Origin of the sequence: Streptomyces sp. NPDC008092, assembly GCF_042957285.1 — a bacterium.
GTDB lineage: Bacteria > Actinomycetota > Actinomycetes > Streptomycetales > Streptomycetaceae > Streptomyces.
Genome location: NZ_JBIBHY010000006.1, coordinates 50081 through 65253, shown reverse-complemented (window position 1 = coordinate 65253; position 15173 = coordinate 50081). Strand labels below are relative to the sequence as shown.

Genomic DNA, 15173 nt, shown 5'->3' with positions numbered 1-15173 from the left:
CCGCCGCCCCGCTCCGCCCCGACACTGGACAGGTGCGCCCAGTCAAAGTCACGGCCGCTGCCGTCGGTGCCGTACTCGCCGCCGGTGCGGCCGGCGTGGCCGCGGGGCGGTTCGCCAGTGACGCCGCGCTGAAGGCACCGCCCGGCCGGCCACTGCCCACCGAACCCCGGCTCACCGTGCACGGCACCGCGGCCGGCCGCATCACCCTCACCCGCGACCTCGCCTCACTGCGCCCCGGCACCTACGGGCTGGCCGGCGACGGTTCGCACGCGGTCGTCGGCGCCGTCCTGGAGTCCGCCGCGAACACCCCCGACACCGTCGTACGGCGGCTGGAGCGGGTGACCCACGGCACCTTCGAGACCGGCGACAGGGCCTGGCTCACCGCCAACGTCCACATCGGCAACCCGGGCACCGCCCTCGGCCTGGAGTACGCCGACATCGACCTGCCCGGCGAACTCGGCCCGCTGCCCGCCTGGTTCGTGCCCGGCCACCGCGACACCTGGGTGATCGCGGTGCACGGCCTCGGCACCACCCGCGAGCACCCCATGAACGTCATGGCGTTCCTGCACGCCCGTCGCCTGCCGGTCCTCGCCCTCGCCTACCGCGGCGACCTCGGCGCCCCGCGCCCCCCGGACGGCCTGAACCACCTCGGCGAGAGCGAGTGGCGCGACCTGGACGCGGCGATCCGCTACGCCGTCCGCTACGGCGCCCGCCGCGTCGTCCTGCACGGCTGGTCCACCGGCGCCACCATGGCGCTGCGCGCCGCCGCCCACTCGGCACTGCGCGAGCGGATCTCCGGCCTCGTCCTGGACTCCCCGGTGCTCAGCTGGGAGGCCACCCTGCGCGCCCTCGCCCAGGCCCGGCACATCCCCGAGCACCTGCTGCCGCTCGCGGTACGCGCCGCCCAGGGCCGCGCCGGGCTGCACGCCGACCACGCCGCCGACCCCGCCGACCCGGGACAGCCCACCGTGCCCACCCTGATCGTGCACGGCCCGGACGACACCGTGGCCCCCTGGGTGTTTTCCCGCCGGCTCGCCGAGCGCCGCCCCGACCTGGTGGCCCTGCACACCGTCCCGGACGCCCCGCACGGCGCGATGTGGAACGCCGGCCCGGAGGAGTACGACGAGCGACTGCGCCGGTTCCTCACGCCCCTGATGTGATGCGCTCCGGCGCGTGCGCCCCCGGACGGGCACGCCCCGGCATCCGACGGCACCCCGGATCGGCACCCCCGGCCGACACCTCCCATGGGCCGGTGTGATTCTTCCCGCACCCGCCGGTCCTTCCCCTCCCCGTCCCCGGCCGCCCTCCGTCCCAAGCCGGAAACCCCGGTTCCGGCCGGTTCCGGAGGTTCCGTTTAACGCCGTACCACTGGCCTGAACATGTCTCTTCGCCTCCTCTCGCACCCCGTGCGTTGGCCAGCCCCGTCGCCCGCCGTGACATTCCGTTTGGGTTTTCGGACCGTCAACCGGAAGACTGCACCCGTGACGTCCCGTATCCCGCGCGACTCAAGGCTTCGACTCGTCCGAACGCGACCCCTGGCCGCCGCCCCCCGAGCGATGAACCAGCGGCCCGCGCGCCGCCCCGCACCCCGCCCGCCCGAGGGCACCCCGGCCCCCGCCGAGCTGGCCAGAATGGCTCGCTCCGGGCTGGCCGGCGCGGCCCGCGTCGCCCACTGGGCGGACACCGCCCTCGGGCCCGGCAGCGACGGCGCGACCGCCGACGGCAAGGCCACCCTCTCCGACGCGTCCGCCGAACGCGCTTCCGACGACCTGGGCCTGACCGCCGCTCAGGTCCGCGCCGACTGGGACACCGCCCGCCTCGCCGGCCTGGTCGAGGTGCACGGCGACAGCGCACGCCCCGGCTGGCGCCTGCGCGCCTGGGACCGCGACGACAGCGCCGTGCTGCGCGGCTGGGTCGCCCTCTTCGACGCCTGGTCGCTGGCCCACCCGGAGCCCGCCGAGTTCGAGCCCGCCGCCGTCGCCGAGGTCGTCTCGGCCATGCCCCAGGTGCTCTCCTTCCTCCAGCTGTCCGCCGGTCCCGTCCCGGTCGAGCAGCTCCTGGACCTGCTGGGACAGCGGGTCACCGAACTGCGCACCGAACGCTGCGAGGTCCCCTACGACACCGAGAACGGCACCGGGACCGCCAGGCCCCTCGCCGCCGTGCGCTCCGCCGACGCCGACCCGGCGGAGCACGCCCAGGCGGAGGACCCGGCCCCCGCCGACGAGGCCGAGCTCGCCCCCCTCCTCGACTGGTCCCTGCACGCCCTCGCCTCCGTGGGCGCGCTGACCTACGGCGACGGCCAGGCCACCCTCACCCCGCTGGGCAGCTGGGCGGTCTGGGTCAAGCTGGAGCAGATCTGCGTCGCCGCGCAGAGCCCTGCCGGCAACATCGAGGTCGCCGCCGAGGAGATGCTGCGCGGCTGCGCCCAGCTGCGCCCCAACGCGGCCCGCGCCGAGTACCGCGCCTGGCTCGCCGCCCGCCCCGTCGGCGGTGCCGTCACCGAACTCGTCGACGCCGCCCGCGGCGAGGACGCCCTGCTGCGCGGCCTCGCCTTCGAGGCGCTGCGCGTCGTCGGCGCCCCCGCCGAACCGGACGTCCGCGCGGTCGTCGACGAGCCGACCCTGCGGCCCTACGCCCTGCTGTGGCTGGCCGAGCACGACGGGGTCGACCCCGAGGACGCCCACGAGGTGCTCACCCGGGAAGAGGCCACCTGGCTCTGGGTGGACACGGCCGCCGCGGTCGCCGACCACGGCGAGGCCCCGCTGCTCGTCCGCCACCTGGAGTCGGCGCTGCAGCCCACCGTCCCCGCGCTGCTCGACGAGGTGCGCGCCGTCGGCCACCCCCGTACCGTGCAGGTCCTGGTCGCGCTCGCCGCCGCCCACCCCGACCCGGCGCTGGCCAAGGCCGTCCGCCGGGCCGCCTTCCAGGTGCACACCGGCGGCTGAACGCTCCGCCGGCAGCGCCCCGACCCGCTCTGCCGTCCGTCGGCCGCGGCGCCGTCGTGGGCTCAGCCGGCTATCTCCGGGGCGTACGTGCCGAAGCTCCAGATGTTGCCCTCGACGTCCCGGGCCATGTAGTCCCGCGAACCGTAGTCCTGGTCGGTCGGGGGCATCAGGATCTCGGCGCCGTGGTCGACGGCGCGCTGGTGGTGTGCGTCGACGTCGTCCACGACGATGTACACCCCGGTCGGGCCGCCGCCCTCCATCGCCGCGTCGAACCGGCCGCCGCGGCCCCTGGAGCCGAGCATGACCGCGCCGTTGCCCTGCACCAGCTCGGCGTGGAGCACCATGCCGTCCTCGCCCTCGTACACCGACAGCTCGGTGAAGCCGAAAGCCTCCGTCAGCTGCTTGATCGCCGCCTTCGCGTCCGTGTACAGCAGCGACGGATAGATGCTCGGCCGCCCGCCACTCGTGCCCGCCATCCCGATCACTCCCTCGTGTGCCGGTCCCCCCGAAAGCCGTCGTTCCGGCCTGGTCCCCAGTCTCGCACCCGGCACTGACAACGCCCCCGGACCGTACCGTCGTTGCAGGTCAGCCGCTCATCGGAAGGTGTTGCAGCGCGCCATGTCGCCGGTCCGGTACCCCTGGTAGAACCACTGCTGCCGCTGCTCGGCCGACCCGTGCGTCCACGTCTCCGGCGTCACCCGTCCCTGGAACCGCTCCTGGATCCGGTCGTCGCCCACGGCCGCCGCCGCGTCCAGCCCGTCCTGGATGTCCGCGGCCGTCAGGCTGGTGATCAGCGGCCGGCCGGTCGACTCGTCCTTCGTGGTCGTGGCGTGGTGCGCCCACACCCCGGCGTAGCAGTCGGCCTGCAGCTCCACCCGCACCGAATTGCTGTTCACCCCGGTCATGTTGGACTGCGACCTGCTCAACGTGCCCATCAGGTCCTGCACATGGTGCCCGTACTCGTGCGCCACGACGTACGCCTGGGCGAACGGCCCGCCGCTCGCGCCGAACTTGGACCGCAGCTCGTCGAAGAAGCCGAGGTCCAGATAGACCCTCCGGTCGCCGGGGCAGTAGAACGGCCCCACCGCCGAGGTCGCCGTCCCGCACGCGGTGCCGACCCGCCCGGTGAAGAAGACCGTGGGGGCGGCCGTGTAGGTGCCGTGGCGGCGCCGGAACTCCTGCGTCCAGTAGTCCTGCACGCTGTTGACCACCGCCACGATCCGGCAGTCCTCCTTGGTGTTCGCGTCCTTTCCGGTACGGCAGCTCTGCTGCACCTGCGCCAGCGAGGAGGAGGCGGGTGCGGGCGAGCTGTCCCCGGAGGAGAGCCCCAGCTGGTCCGGGCCGACACCGAGGAACACGGCCAGAAGCAGCGCGATCAGGCCGACCAGACCGCCGCCGACGGTCTTCCTCCCGCCCGGGATCCGGCTGCCCCGCACGTCCCGCACCTCGGAGGTGTCCAGGTTCGCGTCGTCGTCGAACTGCATGGGGCACCGCCTTCTGCTCGCACCGTCCCCCACCACCACCTTGCGCCATCCGCGCCGCCACTTCGCGCCGATCACCGCACCGACGCCCGAACGGGCGACGTCCCGCCCCGCCCCCGCGTCACGCCCGTCCGCCCGTCGCGGGCGTGGCTACGCTCTGCGCCTGACGCGTGGCACAGGGCGCCCGGCCGGGCGCCGAAGGGGGAAGGGGTGGCCGTTCTGCAGCGCAGGAGAACCGGGCCACCCGACGCCGAGGCACTCCTGGAGCAGTCCGCGACAGCCTGCCGGGAGCGGTCTCCGGCCACCCTCCCGCACCGGCCTCCGGGTGCCCTCCCGGGCGCGCCCCCCGCCCGCAGGCCCGTCAAGCGCGTCCTCGCCCTCGCCCTGCTCCTCGCGGCCGGTCTCCTCGCCGTCGCCCACGAGATCCGCCCCGCCCCCTACGGCGACCACCTCACCTCCGGCCCGCCCGCGCCCACCGCACGCGCGCGTGGCGGCGCCGTCGAGGCGTACGACGGGCGGACCCTGCGCTGGCGCTACGCGCGCGTGGGCCGCCGTCCGCTCAGCGTGCTGCCCACGCGCGGGCAGGCGATCACCGTCTGGGACGACGGGCTCGTCACCGACACCGACGGCCGCTCCGTGCGCTGGCACCGTGCCCTGCCCGCGGCGACCGGCTGGCTGCGGGCCCGGGGCGGTGCCGGCGTCCTGCGCCCCCTGGGCCGCGGCATCCTCGCCGTCGTCACCCCGTCCCGCATCACCGCGTACCGCACCGCCGACGGCGACCTGCGCTGGGTGCTGCCCGCCCGCGCGGGCTGCGCGTTCCGCCCCGAACGTGCCGTACGTCACGGCCACGCCCTGCTCGTCGCCCAGCCGTGCGCGGACGGCGCCTGGACCGCGCAGCTCGTCGCCGTGGACGACCTGGGCGGAATCGCCCCGCACCGCACCCCGCTGGGCAACGAACGGCCCCGCGCGGGCCGTCCCGAACACCCGCGCACCGAAAAAGCGCTTGCGCCGCCCCGTTAGACTTGGCCCATGGCCATTCTCCTCGCGCATTAGACGGCGGGAACGTCCTCAGCCGCCCACCCGTCACTATCCGTACGCTCTGGAGTCTGTCCGTGATCTCCGCCTCCGGTATCGAGCTGCGCGCCGGTGCCCGCATCCTCATCGAGAACGCCACGTTCCGCGTCGCCAAGGGCGACCGCATCGGTCTGGTCGGCCGCAACGGCGCCGGCAAGACCACCCTCACCAAGGTCCTGGCCGGTGACGGCATCCCCGCCGCGGGCACCGTCACCCGCTCCGGCGAGGTCGGCTACCTCCCGCAGGACCCCCGCACCGGCGACCTCGACGTCCTCGCCCGCGACCGTGTCCTCTCCGCGCGCGGCCTCGACGTGCTGATCCGCAAGATGCGCGAGAACGAGCAGCGCATCGCCAACGGCCAGGGCGCCACCCGCGAGAAGGCGCTCAAGCAGTACGAGCGCCAGGAGACCGAGTTCCTCACCAAGGGCGGGTACGCCGCCGAGGCCGAGGCCGCCACCATCGCCGCCGCGCTCAACCTGCCCGACCGGGTGCTCGGCCAGCCCCTGCACACGCTCTCCGGCGGTCAGCGCCGCCGTATCGAGCTGGCCCGCATCCTGTTCTCCGACGCGGACACCCTCCTGCTCGACGAGCCGACCAACCACCTCGACGCGGACTCGATCGTCTGGCTGCGCGACTACCTGAAGACCTACCGCGGCGGCTTCATCGTGATCTCCCACGACGTCGACCTGGTCGAGACGGTCGTCAACAAGGTCTTCTACCTGGACGCCAACCGCTCCCAGATCGACGTCTACAACATGGGCTGGAAGCTCTACCAGCAGCAGCGCGAGGCCGACGAGAAGCGCCGCAAGCGGGAGCGCGCCAACGCCGAGAAGAAGGCCGCCGCGCTGCACTCGCAGGCCGACAAGATGCGCGCCAAGGCCACCAAGACGGTCGCCGCGCAGAACATGGCCCGGCGCGCCGACAAGCTGCTGGCCGGCCTGGACGCCGTCCGCGTCTCCGACAAGGTCGCCAAGCTGCGCTTCCCGGAGCCGGCGCCCTGCGGCAAGACCCCGCTGACCGCCGAGGGCCTGTCGAAGTCGTACGGCTCGCTGGAGATCTTCACCGACGTCGACCTGGCTATCGACAAGGGGTCGAGGGTCGTCATCCTCGGCCTCAACGGCGCGGGCAAGACCACCCTGCTGCGCCTCCTCGGCGGCGTCGAGCAGCCCGACACCGGCGAGGTCGTCGAGGGCCACGGCCTCAAGCTCGGCTACTACGCCCAGGAGCACGAGACCCTGGACCCGGAGCGCACGGTCCTGGAGAACATGCGCTCGTCGGCGCCCGACATGGACCTCGTCGAGGTCCGCAAGGTGCTGGGCTCGTTCCTGTTCTCCGGCGACGACGTCGACAAGCCGGCCGGGGTTCTCTCCGGCGGCGAGAAGACCCGCCTCGCCCTCGCCACCCTGGTCGTCTCCTCCGCGAACGTCCTGCTCCTGGACGAGCCGACCAACAACCTCGACCCCGCCAGCCGCGAGGAGATCCTCGGCGCCCTGCGCACCTACAAGGGCGCGGTCGTCCTCGTCACCCACGACGAGGGCGCCGTCGAGGCGCTCCAGCCGGAGCGGATCATCCTGCTGCCCGACGGCGTCGAGGACCTGTGGGGCGCCGACTACGCCGACCTGGTCGCCCTCGCCTGACCGCAGGTCGCGTCGCCGTCGTTTGATCGAATGCCTGATCCACTGGCTATGGATCATTCGGCCTATCGGTGATCCATCATCTGTGTGAGATCTCCTCGTATCGAGGTGTGTCCTACATCGAATATGCGGCCGATCCCTTTGTCGACAAGGGATCGGCCGCTTTGCGTGCCTGACCTGGCACTTCACAGAAGAACCCGTTCGGCCTCATGGACGACCCGCGACGGAATCACAGATTCCGTATGTGGGGATGCGCTCCTGTCGTCACAACGATGTCTCACGGACCTTGCCGAATGGGTGGCCATCACGCCCCGGAGGGGTGATCATGAGGGGACCAGAGCGCACTTCCCATGAGGAGGCACGGGTGGCCGAGACTCTGAAGAAGGGCAGCCGGGTTACCGGCGCCGCGCGCGACAAGCTCGCGGCAGACCTGAAGAAGAAGTACGACTCCGGTGCGAGCATTCGGGCACTGGCCGAGGAAACCGGCCGCTCGTATGGCTTCGTCCACCGGATGCTCAGCGAGTCGGGTGTCACGCTGCGTGGGCGTGGCGGGGCGACGCGGGGCAAGAAAGCCGCGTCCTGACCCCGGGCGGCCCATCGGCTTCGATGGTGGCCACCCGGTCGGTCGAGTGATCGGCCGGGTGGTTACTGTGCAGTCACTTAGCATGCCGTACGGCAATGCGTGATGACCGCACACATCGGAGGCGCCCCATGGCTTCGCCCGACCAGGACCTCGCTCCTGTTCTCGACAAGGACGGCGTACGGCTCACCGTCGACGACGCGCTCGCCACGGTGACGCTGACCAACCCGGCCAAGCGCAACGCCCAGAGCCCCGCACTGTGGCGGGCGTTGGCCGAGGCCGGGCGGTCGCTGCCGGGGTCGGTCCGGGTCGTCGTGCTGCGCGGTGAGGGGCAGTCCTTCTCCGCGGGCCTCGACCGGCAGATGTTCACGCCGGAGGGGATCCCGGGCGAGCCGACCTTCATCGAGCTCGCGCGCCGGGACGACGCCGAACTCGACGCGTCCATCGCCGGGTTCCAGGAGGCGTTCACCTGGTGGCGGCGGAGCGACATCGTGTCGATCGCCGCCGTGCAGGGGCACGCCATCGGGGCCGGCTTCCAGCTGGCCCTCGCCTGTGACCTGCGGGTCGTCGCGGACGACGTGCAGTTCGCGATGCGCGAGACGAGCCTCGGGCTGGTGCCCGACCTGACCGGCACGCACCCGCTCGTCTCCCTCGTGGGCTACGCCCGCGCGCTGGAGATCTGCGCGACCGGGCGCTACGTCCAGGCCGCGGAGGCGGTGGCTTCCGGGCTGGCCAGCGTTGCCGTACCGGTGGGCGAACTCGACGCGGCGGTTCAGGACCTGGCGGGCGCGCTGCTGGCCGCGCCGCGGGACGCCGTGGTGGAGACCAAGGCGTTGCTGCGGGGTGCGAGTGGCCGTACCTACGACGAGCAGCGGGCCGCGGAGCGGCAGGCGCAGGCCCGGCGGCTGCGGGACCTTGCGGGGCTCGGGGAGTAGCGGTTCGAGTGCGGGCCGGTGGGGGCTGGTCGCGCAGTTCCCCGCGCCCCTTACGGGGCGCTGCAGCTGACGTCCGCCACCACTACTGCCTCGCCTCTGACGGGGCGCGTTTCAGGCGACGCCCGTCACCAGCACAGCCACCGTCGGCTCATCGCCCAACACTTCGCCGACCGCCGCACGGACCCGTCGGGCCACTTCCACGGCCCGCGGGCCGTCGCTGAGCGCGACCTCTACCCGCACGTGCCGGCGCGGCAGCGCGGCGTCGAAGTGGATCTCCCGGCTCAGGGCTCCGGTCACCCGGGCCACTCCCGGCACCGCAAGCGCCGCCGCCGTCACCCGGGCCCCGTCGGGATCCGTCCCCTCCCGGACCGACGGCGGACCGGGCGCCTTCACGGCCTCCGCCGCAGGCTCCTCCTCCAGCAGCTCGGTCACCCGCAGGTCCACCTCGGTCACCGTCAGCCCGAGCCGTTCCACGGCCGCCGCAAGTGCCCGCCGCAGCCGGGCCGCCGTCGCCGGCAGGGGCTCGGCCGCCGTCGCCGCGAGCTCCGCCGACAGCCGCAGCGGCCCCGGCGGCACCGCCCCGGGCGGCGCCGGGACGACGGCCTCCGCCGCGTCCGCCGGATCCGCCAGGGCGATCCGCACCGTACCCAGCCGCACCCCCGCCACTCCGGCCGCCGCCCGCCGCAGCACCGCGTCCGCCGCCGCCTCGGTGAGCCACGCCCCGTCCTGCGGCCCGCCCAGCGGAAGGAGCCTGCCCAAGCCCAGAAGGTGCCGTACCGTCTCTGTCCGTCGGTCCGCCGTCATTGCTCCAGCCTGCCGCATCTCCGGGGCACGACAGGACATCCGCACGTACCGTGGTCGCAGGACGACGACGGGAAGGGACGCACGGCGATGACCGAGATGGCGGCGGAGCCCGAGAAGGACCCGACGGTACAGACCCGGAAGACCGTCAGGCGCGGCGGCGGCGACCCGGCGACCCGCGGACGGACGACGATCGCCGACGGAGTCGTGGAGAAGATCGCCGGACTGGCCGCCCGGGACGTGGTCGGTGTGCACGCGATGGGCAGCGGCCTCGCCCGCACCTTCGGCGTCGTGCGCGACCGGGTGCCCGGCGGCTCCAAGTCCGTGAGCCGGGGCGTGAAGGCCGAGGTCGGCGAGGTGCAGACCGCGCTCGACCTGGAGATCGTCGTGGACTACGGCGTGTCGATCGCCGACGTGGCCCGCGCGGTCCGGGAGAACGTGATCGCCGCCGTGGAGCGCATGACCGGACTGGAAGTGGTCGAGGTCAACATCGCGGTGAGTGATGTGAAGCTTCCGGAGGAAGAGGAAGAGGAAGAGGAGCCGGAGTCCCGGCTCCAGTGACCGCCGACCGGGACCGTCGACCGGGACCGCTGACCGGGACCGCTGAGGGGAGCGCACCATGAGCATGGCCGTGGTCGGCATGATCGCCGGCATGGCGCTGGGCTTCGCCGGGTACTTCGGCGGCTTCGGCGCCTTTCTGCTGGTGGCGGCGCTCGGGGCCATCGGCTTCGTCGTCGGCCGGTTCGCGGAGGGGGACCTCGAACTCGGTGACTTCTTCCGTACCCGCGACGACCGGCGCGACCGCCGGCGATGACCTCCGCGAGCGGTGAGACGCGCCTCGCCCCGGCGGCCGTGGCGCCCGGCGAGCGCGGTGCCCTCCGGGTCGCCGACCGGGTGGTGGCGAAGATCGCCGCCCAGGCGGCCCGCGAGGCGCTCGGCGCCCTCCCCGGGGAAGCCGTGCCCCCGCACGCCACCGTGGTCACGCACCACGGCACGGCCCGTGTCCGGGTCCACCTCGAACTGGACTACCCGTCCGACATCGGCGCCCGGTGCGCGGCCGTGCGTCGGCATGTGGTGGAGCGGGTAGGCGCGTTGGTGGACATGGACGTCCGGGAGGTCGCCGTCCACGTCGAACGGCTGCACCCGGACCGGACCCAGGGGAGGGCGTGATGAGCACGGACCGGACACCGGTCGTCATCGAAAAGCCACCGGCACCGGCCGCCGCACCCCCGGCCGGCCACGAGCCCCGCTTCTGGTCCCCGCGCCGCGTCCCCGCCACCCTGGTCGCGGCGCTCGTCCTGGTGACCGCTGGCGCCTTCCTGTACGACATCGCCGCCGTACGGGCCCACCACCCCGCCATGCACTGGCGCCGTGAACTGGCCCGCCAACTCGCCCGGCAGCCCCTCGACGACACCTGGGTCCTGGTCGGCGCGGGCATCGCCGCCGCCCTCGGCCTGTGGCTGCTCACCCTGGCGGTCACGCCCGGGCTGCGGGACCTGCTGCCCATGCGCCGCACCCACCCCGACGTCCGCGCCGGGCTGCGCCGTGACGCGGCCGCCCTGCTGCTGCGCGACCGGGCCATGGAGATCTCCGGCGTGCGCCGGGTGCGCGTTCGGCTGCGCCGGTCCCGCGCCCACGTCCTCGCCGTCTCCCACTTCCGCGAACTCGACGAGGTGCGCGGCGACCTGGAGGCGGCCCTGACCGACGCGATCCGCGCCATGGGGCTGGCCCGCCCACCCGCACTGACCCTGCAGGTGATCCGCCCCGGCCGGAAGGGGTGACGCCGTGCTCGGCACCGTCAACCGCGTCCTGATCGCCCTCGCGGGCCTCCTGCTCCTCGCTCTCGGCGGCGCGGTCCTGGCCGTCGGCCTCGGCGCCCCGCCCCCGTCCTGGTGGATCCACGACGGCCGCCACGACGTCCTGCTCACCCCGGCCGAGCGGACCCATTGGCGCGCCGCGGGCTGGTGGTGGCCGACGGTCCTGGCCGCACTGGCCGTGCTGTTCCTGCTCTCCCTGTGGTGGCTGACCGCGCAACTGCGCCGACGCCGCCTGACCGAGGTCCTGGTGGACACCGGAGACGGCGAGAGCGCGCTGCTGCGCGGCAGGGCCCTGGAGACGGTCCTGGCCACGGACGCGGCCCACCAGGAAGGCGTCTCCCATGCCCAGGCGGTGCTGAAGGGCACGCGTACCCACCCTGAGGTACGGGTGTGGCTCCAACTGGAGCCGGACGTGTCCCCGGGTGCGGCTCTGGACACCCTGACGGCTCAGGCCCTGACACATGCCAGAGAGTCGGCGGCCCTGGAAAAGCTCCCCGCGGAGGTCCGACTGACGTCGGTCAGGCACCGTGCGGAGCGGGTCACCTGACATCGTCGCCGTCGGGCCGAGCGCGGTCCGGCCGACCGCACCGGGCGGGCTCCGGTCTCAGGACAGCTTCGCCCCGGGAGCGAAGGCGGGCAGCTTGTCGAGGCTGCTGCGCACGGCCTCGGCGCCGTACTCGAACATCTGCCGCTCGTAGTCGGCGACCGCGCCGAGCAGGTCCTGGCGGCCTTCGCCGGCCTCGACCAGGCGGCGGCGCAGCAGGTCGGCGTCGCGCAGGGCGGTGTTCGCGCCGTTGCCGCCGGTCGGGGAGGCGGCGTGGATCGCGTCGCCGAGCAGCGTGACCGGGCCGGACGCCCAGCGCTCACCGGGCCTGACCACCCGGATGGACAGCAGCGTGCTGTTGTCCGGGTCGGCCTGCTCGATCAGCGCGCGCAGCACCGGGTGCCGGCCTTCCGTCCTGGACAGCACGGCGTCCTGCGCGGTCAGGTCCGCCGGCGAGCCGTTCGGCGGCAGGATCACGGCCCAGCGCACGGAGTCGCCGATCTCGGGCAGCGTGACTTCGGGGGCCAGTTGCCCGGCGGCCCGGTGCGGCGGGGTACGGAAGCGCATCGCGCCGAGCAGCAGGCTGACGCCGTCGCCCGCGGTCTTCGAGTCCGCGCTGCCTCCCGAGAAGTTCCCGCAGACCCGGCGCCATGCCGCCGAGCTGATCTCCGGCACCGGACACGACCGCTTCGGGTCCGCCCTCGGCCTGCTCATGAACAGCCTGCGGCCCGCACCCGGTTGACCCGCGGGGTGTGGCGTCGCCCGGCGCCGGGACGGTCAGCCGTACGAGGGCTCGCCGGCCGGGTCAGAACCCGTGCCTCATGCCCCCGTCCACCGGCACCATGATCCCCGTCAGGTAGGAGGCCGCCGGCGACATCAGGAACGCCGCCACCCGCCCGAACTCCTCCGGCGCCCCGTACCGCCGCAGCGGAATCCGCGACTCGTGCTCGGCGCGCGTCGCCGCCGGGTCGGCGGACATCGTGTCCAGTTCCCGCACCCGGTCCGTGTCGATCCGGGACGGCAGCAACCCCACCACCCGGATCCCGCGCGGCCCCAGTTCGTCCGCGAGCGACTTGGCGAACCCGGCCAGTCCCGGCCGCAGCCCGTTGGAGATCGTCAGCCCGGGAATCGGCTCGTACACCGACGCGGACAGCACGAACCCGATGACCCCGCCGTCCCCCAGCTCCGCCGCGGCCGCGCGGGCGAGCCGTACGGCCCCCAGGAACACCGACTCGAAGGCGCTCTGCCACTGCTCGTCCGTGTTGTCGGCGACGAACCCGGCCGCGGGCCCGCCCACGCTCACGAGGATCCCGTCGAACCCTCCGAACCGCTCACGCGCGGTCGCGATGAGCCGCTCCGGCGCCGCCGGGTCCGCGTTGTCGACGGCCACGCCCACGGCGTTCGGCCCCAGTTCGGCCGCCACGTCGGCGGCCCGCTTCTCGTCCCGGCCGGTCACCACGGCCTTCGCCCCGTCGGCGACCAGCTCGCGTGCGGCCGCGTGGCCCAGCCCGCGGGTGGCTCCGGTGACGACGTACACCCGGTCCTTCAGTCCAAGATCCATGGTCCCTATCCTGCCTGCTCGCCGCCGAAGAGCGTGAGGGCGGTGTTCACCAGACCGATGTGACTGAACGCCTGCGGGAAGTTGCCCAGCTGACGGCCGGTCTCCGGGTCGTACTCCTCGGACAGCAGTCCCACGTCGTTGACGAGCCCCACCAGCCGTTCGAACAGCTTCTTCGCCTCGTCGGTGCGGCCCGTCATGTGCAGCGCGTCGGCGAGCCAGAACGAACAGGCCAGGAAGGCGCCCTCGCCGCCCGGCATCCCGTCGACGCCGATCGCGTCGGTGTCGTAGCGGCGCAGGAACCCGTTCTGGCCCAGGTCGTCGCGGATCGCGTCCACTGTGCCGATCACCCGGGGGTCGTCCGGCGGCAGGAAGCCGACGCGCGGGATCAGCAGCAGGGAGGCGTCGAGTTCGCGCGAGCCGTAGTACTGCGTGAAGGTGTTGCGCTGCGTGTCGAACCCCTTCTCGCACACCTCCCGGTGCACCTCGTCGCGCAACGCGCGCCAGCTCATCAGCTCGCCCTTGAGCTCCGCGTGGTCCTCCAGGGTCCGCACCGCGCGGTCCGCGGCCACCCACACCAGCACCTTGGAGTGCACGAAGTGCCGGCGGCCGCCGCGGACCTCCCACAGGCCCTCGTCCGGCTGCCGCCAGGCCTTCTCCAGGAACTTCATCAGCGCGCACTGGATGGCCCACATGTGCGGCTTGGTGGGCAGCCCGGCGGTGCGGGCCAGCGACAGCGAGTCCATCACCTCGCCGTACACGTCCAGCTGGAGCTGGTCGACGGCGCCGTTACCGACGCGCACCGGCCGGGAGTCGGCGAAGCCGGGCAGCCAGGGCAGTTCGAACTCGGGCAGCCGGCGCTCGCCCGCGAGGCCGTACATGATCTGCAGGTCCGCCGGGTCGCCGGCGACCGCCCGGACCAGCCAGTCGCGCCAGCGCTCGGCCTCCTTGTGGTAGCCGGCGGCGAGCAGGGCCCCGAGGGTGAGGGTGGAGTCGCGCAGCCAGCAGAAGCGGTAGTCCCAGTTGCGCACCCCGCCCAGCTCCTCGGGGAGCGAGCTGGTGGCAGCGGCGACGATGCCGCCGGTCGGCGCGTAGCTGAGCGCCTTGAGGGTGATCAGGGAGCGCACGACCGTGTCCCGGTGGGGGCCCGAGTAGGTGCAGCGGGCGGTCCAGCGCCGCCAGTCGGTGACGCTGGCGCGCAGCGCCTCGTACGGGTCAACGAGCGGCGGGCGCGGCTCGTGCGAGGGGTGCCAGGTGAGCACGAACGCGACCCGCTCGCCCTCGGCGACGGTGAACTCCGAGTGCGTGCCGAAGTCCTCGCCCCAGGTCCGTACCGACGGATCGCTGCGCAGCCACACCGCGTCCGGACCGGCGACCGCGACCCGGTGGCCGCCGGAGCGGCGCATCCACGGAATCACGGAGCCGTAGTCGAAGCGGAGCCGGAGCGTGCTGTGCACGGTGACCCGGCCGCTGACGCCCTCGACGATGCGCACGACGTCCGGCGCGCGGTCGCGCTGGGGCATCAGGTCGGTGACGCGGACCGTGCCCTCGGCGGTCTCCCACTCGGTGTCCAGGACCAGGGTGTCGGGCCGGTAGCCGCGCCGGGTGCAGGTCGTGGCGCCCGCGGGGGCGATCCGCCAGTGGCCGTGGTCCTCGTCGCCCAGGAGCCTGGCGAAGCAGGCGGCCGAGTCGAAACGGGGCAGGCACAGCCAGTCGATGGAGCCGTCCCGGCCGACCAGGGCCGCGGTCTGCTCGTCGCCGATGAGCGCGTAGTCCTCGATGCGTCGGTCCACGGGAGCCGGTT

Annotated in this window: 17 protein-coding genes; 11 read left to right on the top strand and 6 right to left on the bottom strand. The window is 73.7% G+C overall.

The window, feature by feature from the left end; all coding sequences use genetic code 11:
* The first annotated feature begins 32 nt into the window (after positions 1-32).
* Both ACFZB3_RS20245 and ACFZB3_RS20240 read left to right on the top strand, forming a co-directional pair.
* A complete protein-coding gene (locus tag ACFZB3_RS20245; protein WP_391377018.1) occupies positions 33-1160 on the top strand; it encodes an alpha/beta fold hydrolase in 1128 nt (375 codons plus the stop codon).
* A 396-nt stretch (positions 1161-1556) separates the two neighbouring features.
* The gene (locus ACFZB3_RS20240) at positions 1557-2945 is read left to right on the top strand and encodes a hypothetical protein (protein WP_391377017.1); all 1389 of its coding nucleotides are present in this window, start codon (positions 1557-1559) and stop codon (positions 2943-2945) included.
* A gap of 62 nt (positions 2946-3007) precedes the next feature.
* Here the strand turns inward: ACFZB3_RS20240 and ACFZB3_RS20235 are convergent, their stop codons facing one another.
* On the bottom strand, positions 3008-3421 hold the full coding sequence (locus ACFZB3_RS20235; protein WP_294013794.1) for a VOC family protein: 414 nt from the start codon (positions 3419-3421) through the stop codon (positions 3008-3010).
* 117 nt (positions 3422-3538) lie between these two features.
* Positions 3539-4429: a neutral zinc metallopeptidase gene (locus ACFZB3_RS20230; RefSeq protein ID WP_391377016.1), complete on the bottom strand. Its 891-nt coding sequence runs from the start codon at positions 4427-4429 to the stop codon at positions 3539-3541.
* A 207-nt stretch (positions 4430-4636) separates the two neighbouring features.
* Between ACFZB3_RS20230 and ACFZB3_RS20225 the strand changes: the two genes are divergently transcribed.
* From ACFZB3_RS20225 to ACFZB3_RS20210, 4 genes are all read left to right on the top strand, one after another.
* Positions 4637-5446, top strand: a complete 810-nt coding sequence (locus ACFZB3_RS20225; RefSeq protein ID WP_391377015.1) for a hypothetical protein — start codon at positions 4637-4639, stop codon at positions 5444-5446.
* Positions 5447-5538: 92 nt separating this feature from the next.
* Positions 5539-7137, top strand: a complete 1599-nt coding sequence (locus tag ACFZB3_RS20220; RefSeq protein WP_391377014.1) for an ATP-binding cassette domain-containing protein — start codon at positions 5539-5541, stop codon at positions 7135-7137.
* A 361-nt stretch (positions 7138-7498) separates the two neighbouring features.
* Complete coding sequence (locus ACFZB3_RS20215) at positions 7499-7717, top strand: helix-turn-helix domain-containing protein (RefSeq protein ID WP_046727957.1); 219 nt, start codon at positions 7499-7501, stop codon at positions 7715-7717.
* 128 nt (positions 7718-7845) lie between these two features.
* On the top strand, positions 7846-8649 hold the full coding sequence (locus ACFZB3_RS20210; protein ID WP_391377013.1) for an enoyl-CoA hydratase-related protein: 804 nt from the start codon (positions 7846-7848) through the stop codon (positions 8647-8649).
* Positions 8650-8760: 111 nt separating this feature from the next.
* Here the strand turns inward: ACFZB3_RS20210 and ACFZB3_RS20205 are convergent, their stop codons facing one another.
* Positions 8761-9453, bottom strand: coding sequence for a nucleopolyhedrovirus P10 family protein (locus ACFZB3_RS20205; protein ID WP_391377012.1), 693 nt, complete (start codon positions 9451-9453; stop codon positions 8761-8763).
* Between the two features lie 87 nt (positions 9454-9540).
* Here ACFZB3_RS20205 and ACFZB3_RS20200 point away from each other — a divergent pair, with 87 nt between their 5' ends.
* The 5 genes from ACFZB3_RS20200 to amaP are packed head-to-tail and all read left to right on the top strand — an operon-like array spanning position 9541 to position 11814.
* Positions 9541-10011, top strand: coding sequence for an Asp23/Gls24 family envelope stress response protein (locus tag ACFZB3_RS20200; protein WP_391377011.1), 471 nt, complete (start codon positions 9541-9543; stop codon positions 10009-10011).
* Between the two features lie 58 nt (positions 10012-10069).
* On the top strand, positions 10070-10264 hold the full coding sequence (locus ACFZB3_RS20195; protein WP_053654947.1) for a hypothetical protein: 195 nt from the start codon (positions 10070-10072) through the stop codon (positions 10262-10264).
* The gene (locus tag ACFZB3_RS20190) at positions 10261-10620 is read left to right on the top strand and encodes an Asp23/Gls24 family envelope stress response protein (RefSeq protein WP_391377010.1); all 360 of its coding nucleotides are present in this window, start codon (positions 10261-10263) and stop codon (positions 10618-10620) included. The genes ACFZB3_RS20195 and ACFZB3_RS20190 overlap by 4 nt, the downstream gene beginning before the upstream one ends.
* Entirely contained in the window at positions 10620-11231 is a 612-nt protein-coding gene (locus ACFZB3_RS20185; protein WP_391377009.1) for a DUF6286 domain-containing protein, read from the top strand. The genes ACFZB3_RS20190 and ACFZB3_RS20185 overlap by 1 nt, the downstream gene beginning before the upstream one ends.
* Before the next feature lie 4 nt (positions 11232-11235).
* On the top strand, positions 11236-11814 hold the full coding sequence (gene amaP / locus ACFZB3_RS20180) for an alkaline shock response membrane anchor protein AmaP (protein ID WP_391377008.1): 579 nt from the start codon (positions 11236-11238) through the stop codon (positions 11812-11814).
* A 57-nt stretch (positions 11815-11871) separates the two neighbouring features.
* On the opposite strand, the gene ACFZB3_RS20175 is transcribed toward amaP, so the two are convergent.
* The 3 genes from ACFZB3_RS20175 to ACFZB3_RS20165 form a co-directional block, all read right to left on the bottom strand.
* Positions 11872-12525 (bottom strand): FAD-dependent monooxygenase, encoded by a 654-nt coding sequence (locus ACFZB3_RS20175; RefSeq protein ID WP_391377007.1) that lies wholly within the window; start codon positions 12523-12525, stop codon positions 11872-11874.
* A 91-nt stretch (positions 12526-12616) separates the two neighbouring features.
* Positions 12617-13372, bottom strand: a complete 756-nt coding sequence (locus ACFZB3_RS20170; RefSeq protein ID WP_391377006.1) for an SDR family oxidoreductase — start codon at positions 13370-13372, stop codon at positions 12617-12619.
* Positions 13373-13377: 5 nt separating this feature from the next.
* Positions 13378-15162, bottom strand: coding sequence for a glycoside hydrolase family 15 protein (locus tag ACFZB3_RS20165; RefSeq protein ID WP_391377005.1), 1785 nt, complete (start codon positions 15160-15162; stop codon positions 13378-13380).
* Positions 15163-15173: the final 11 nt, after the last annotated feature.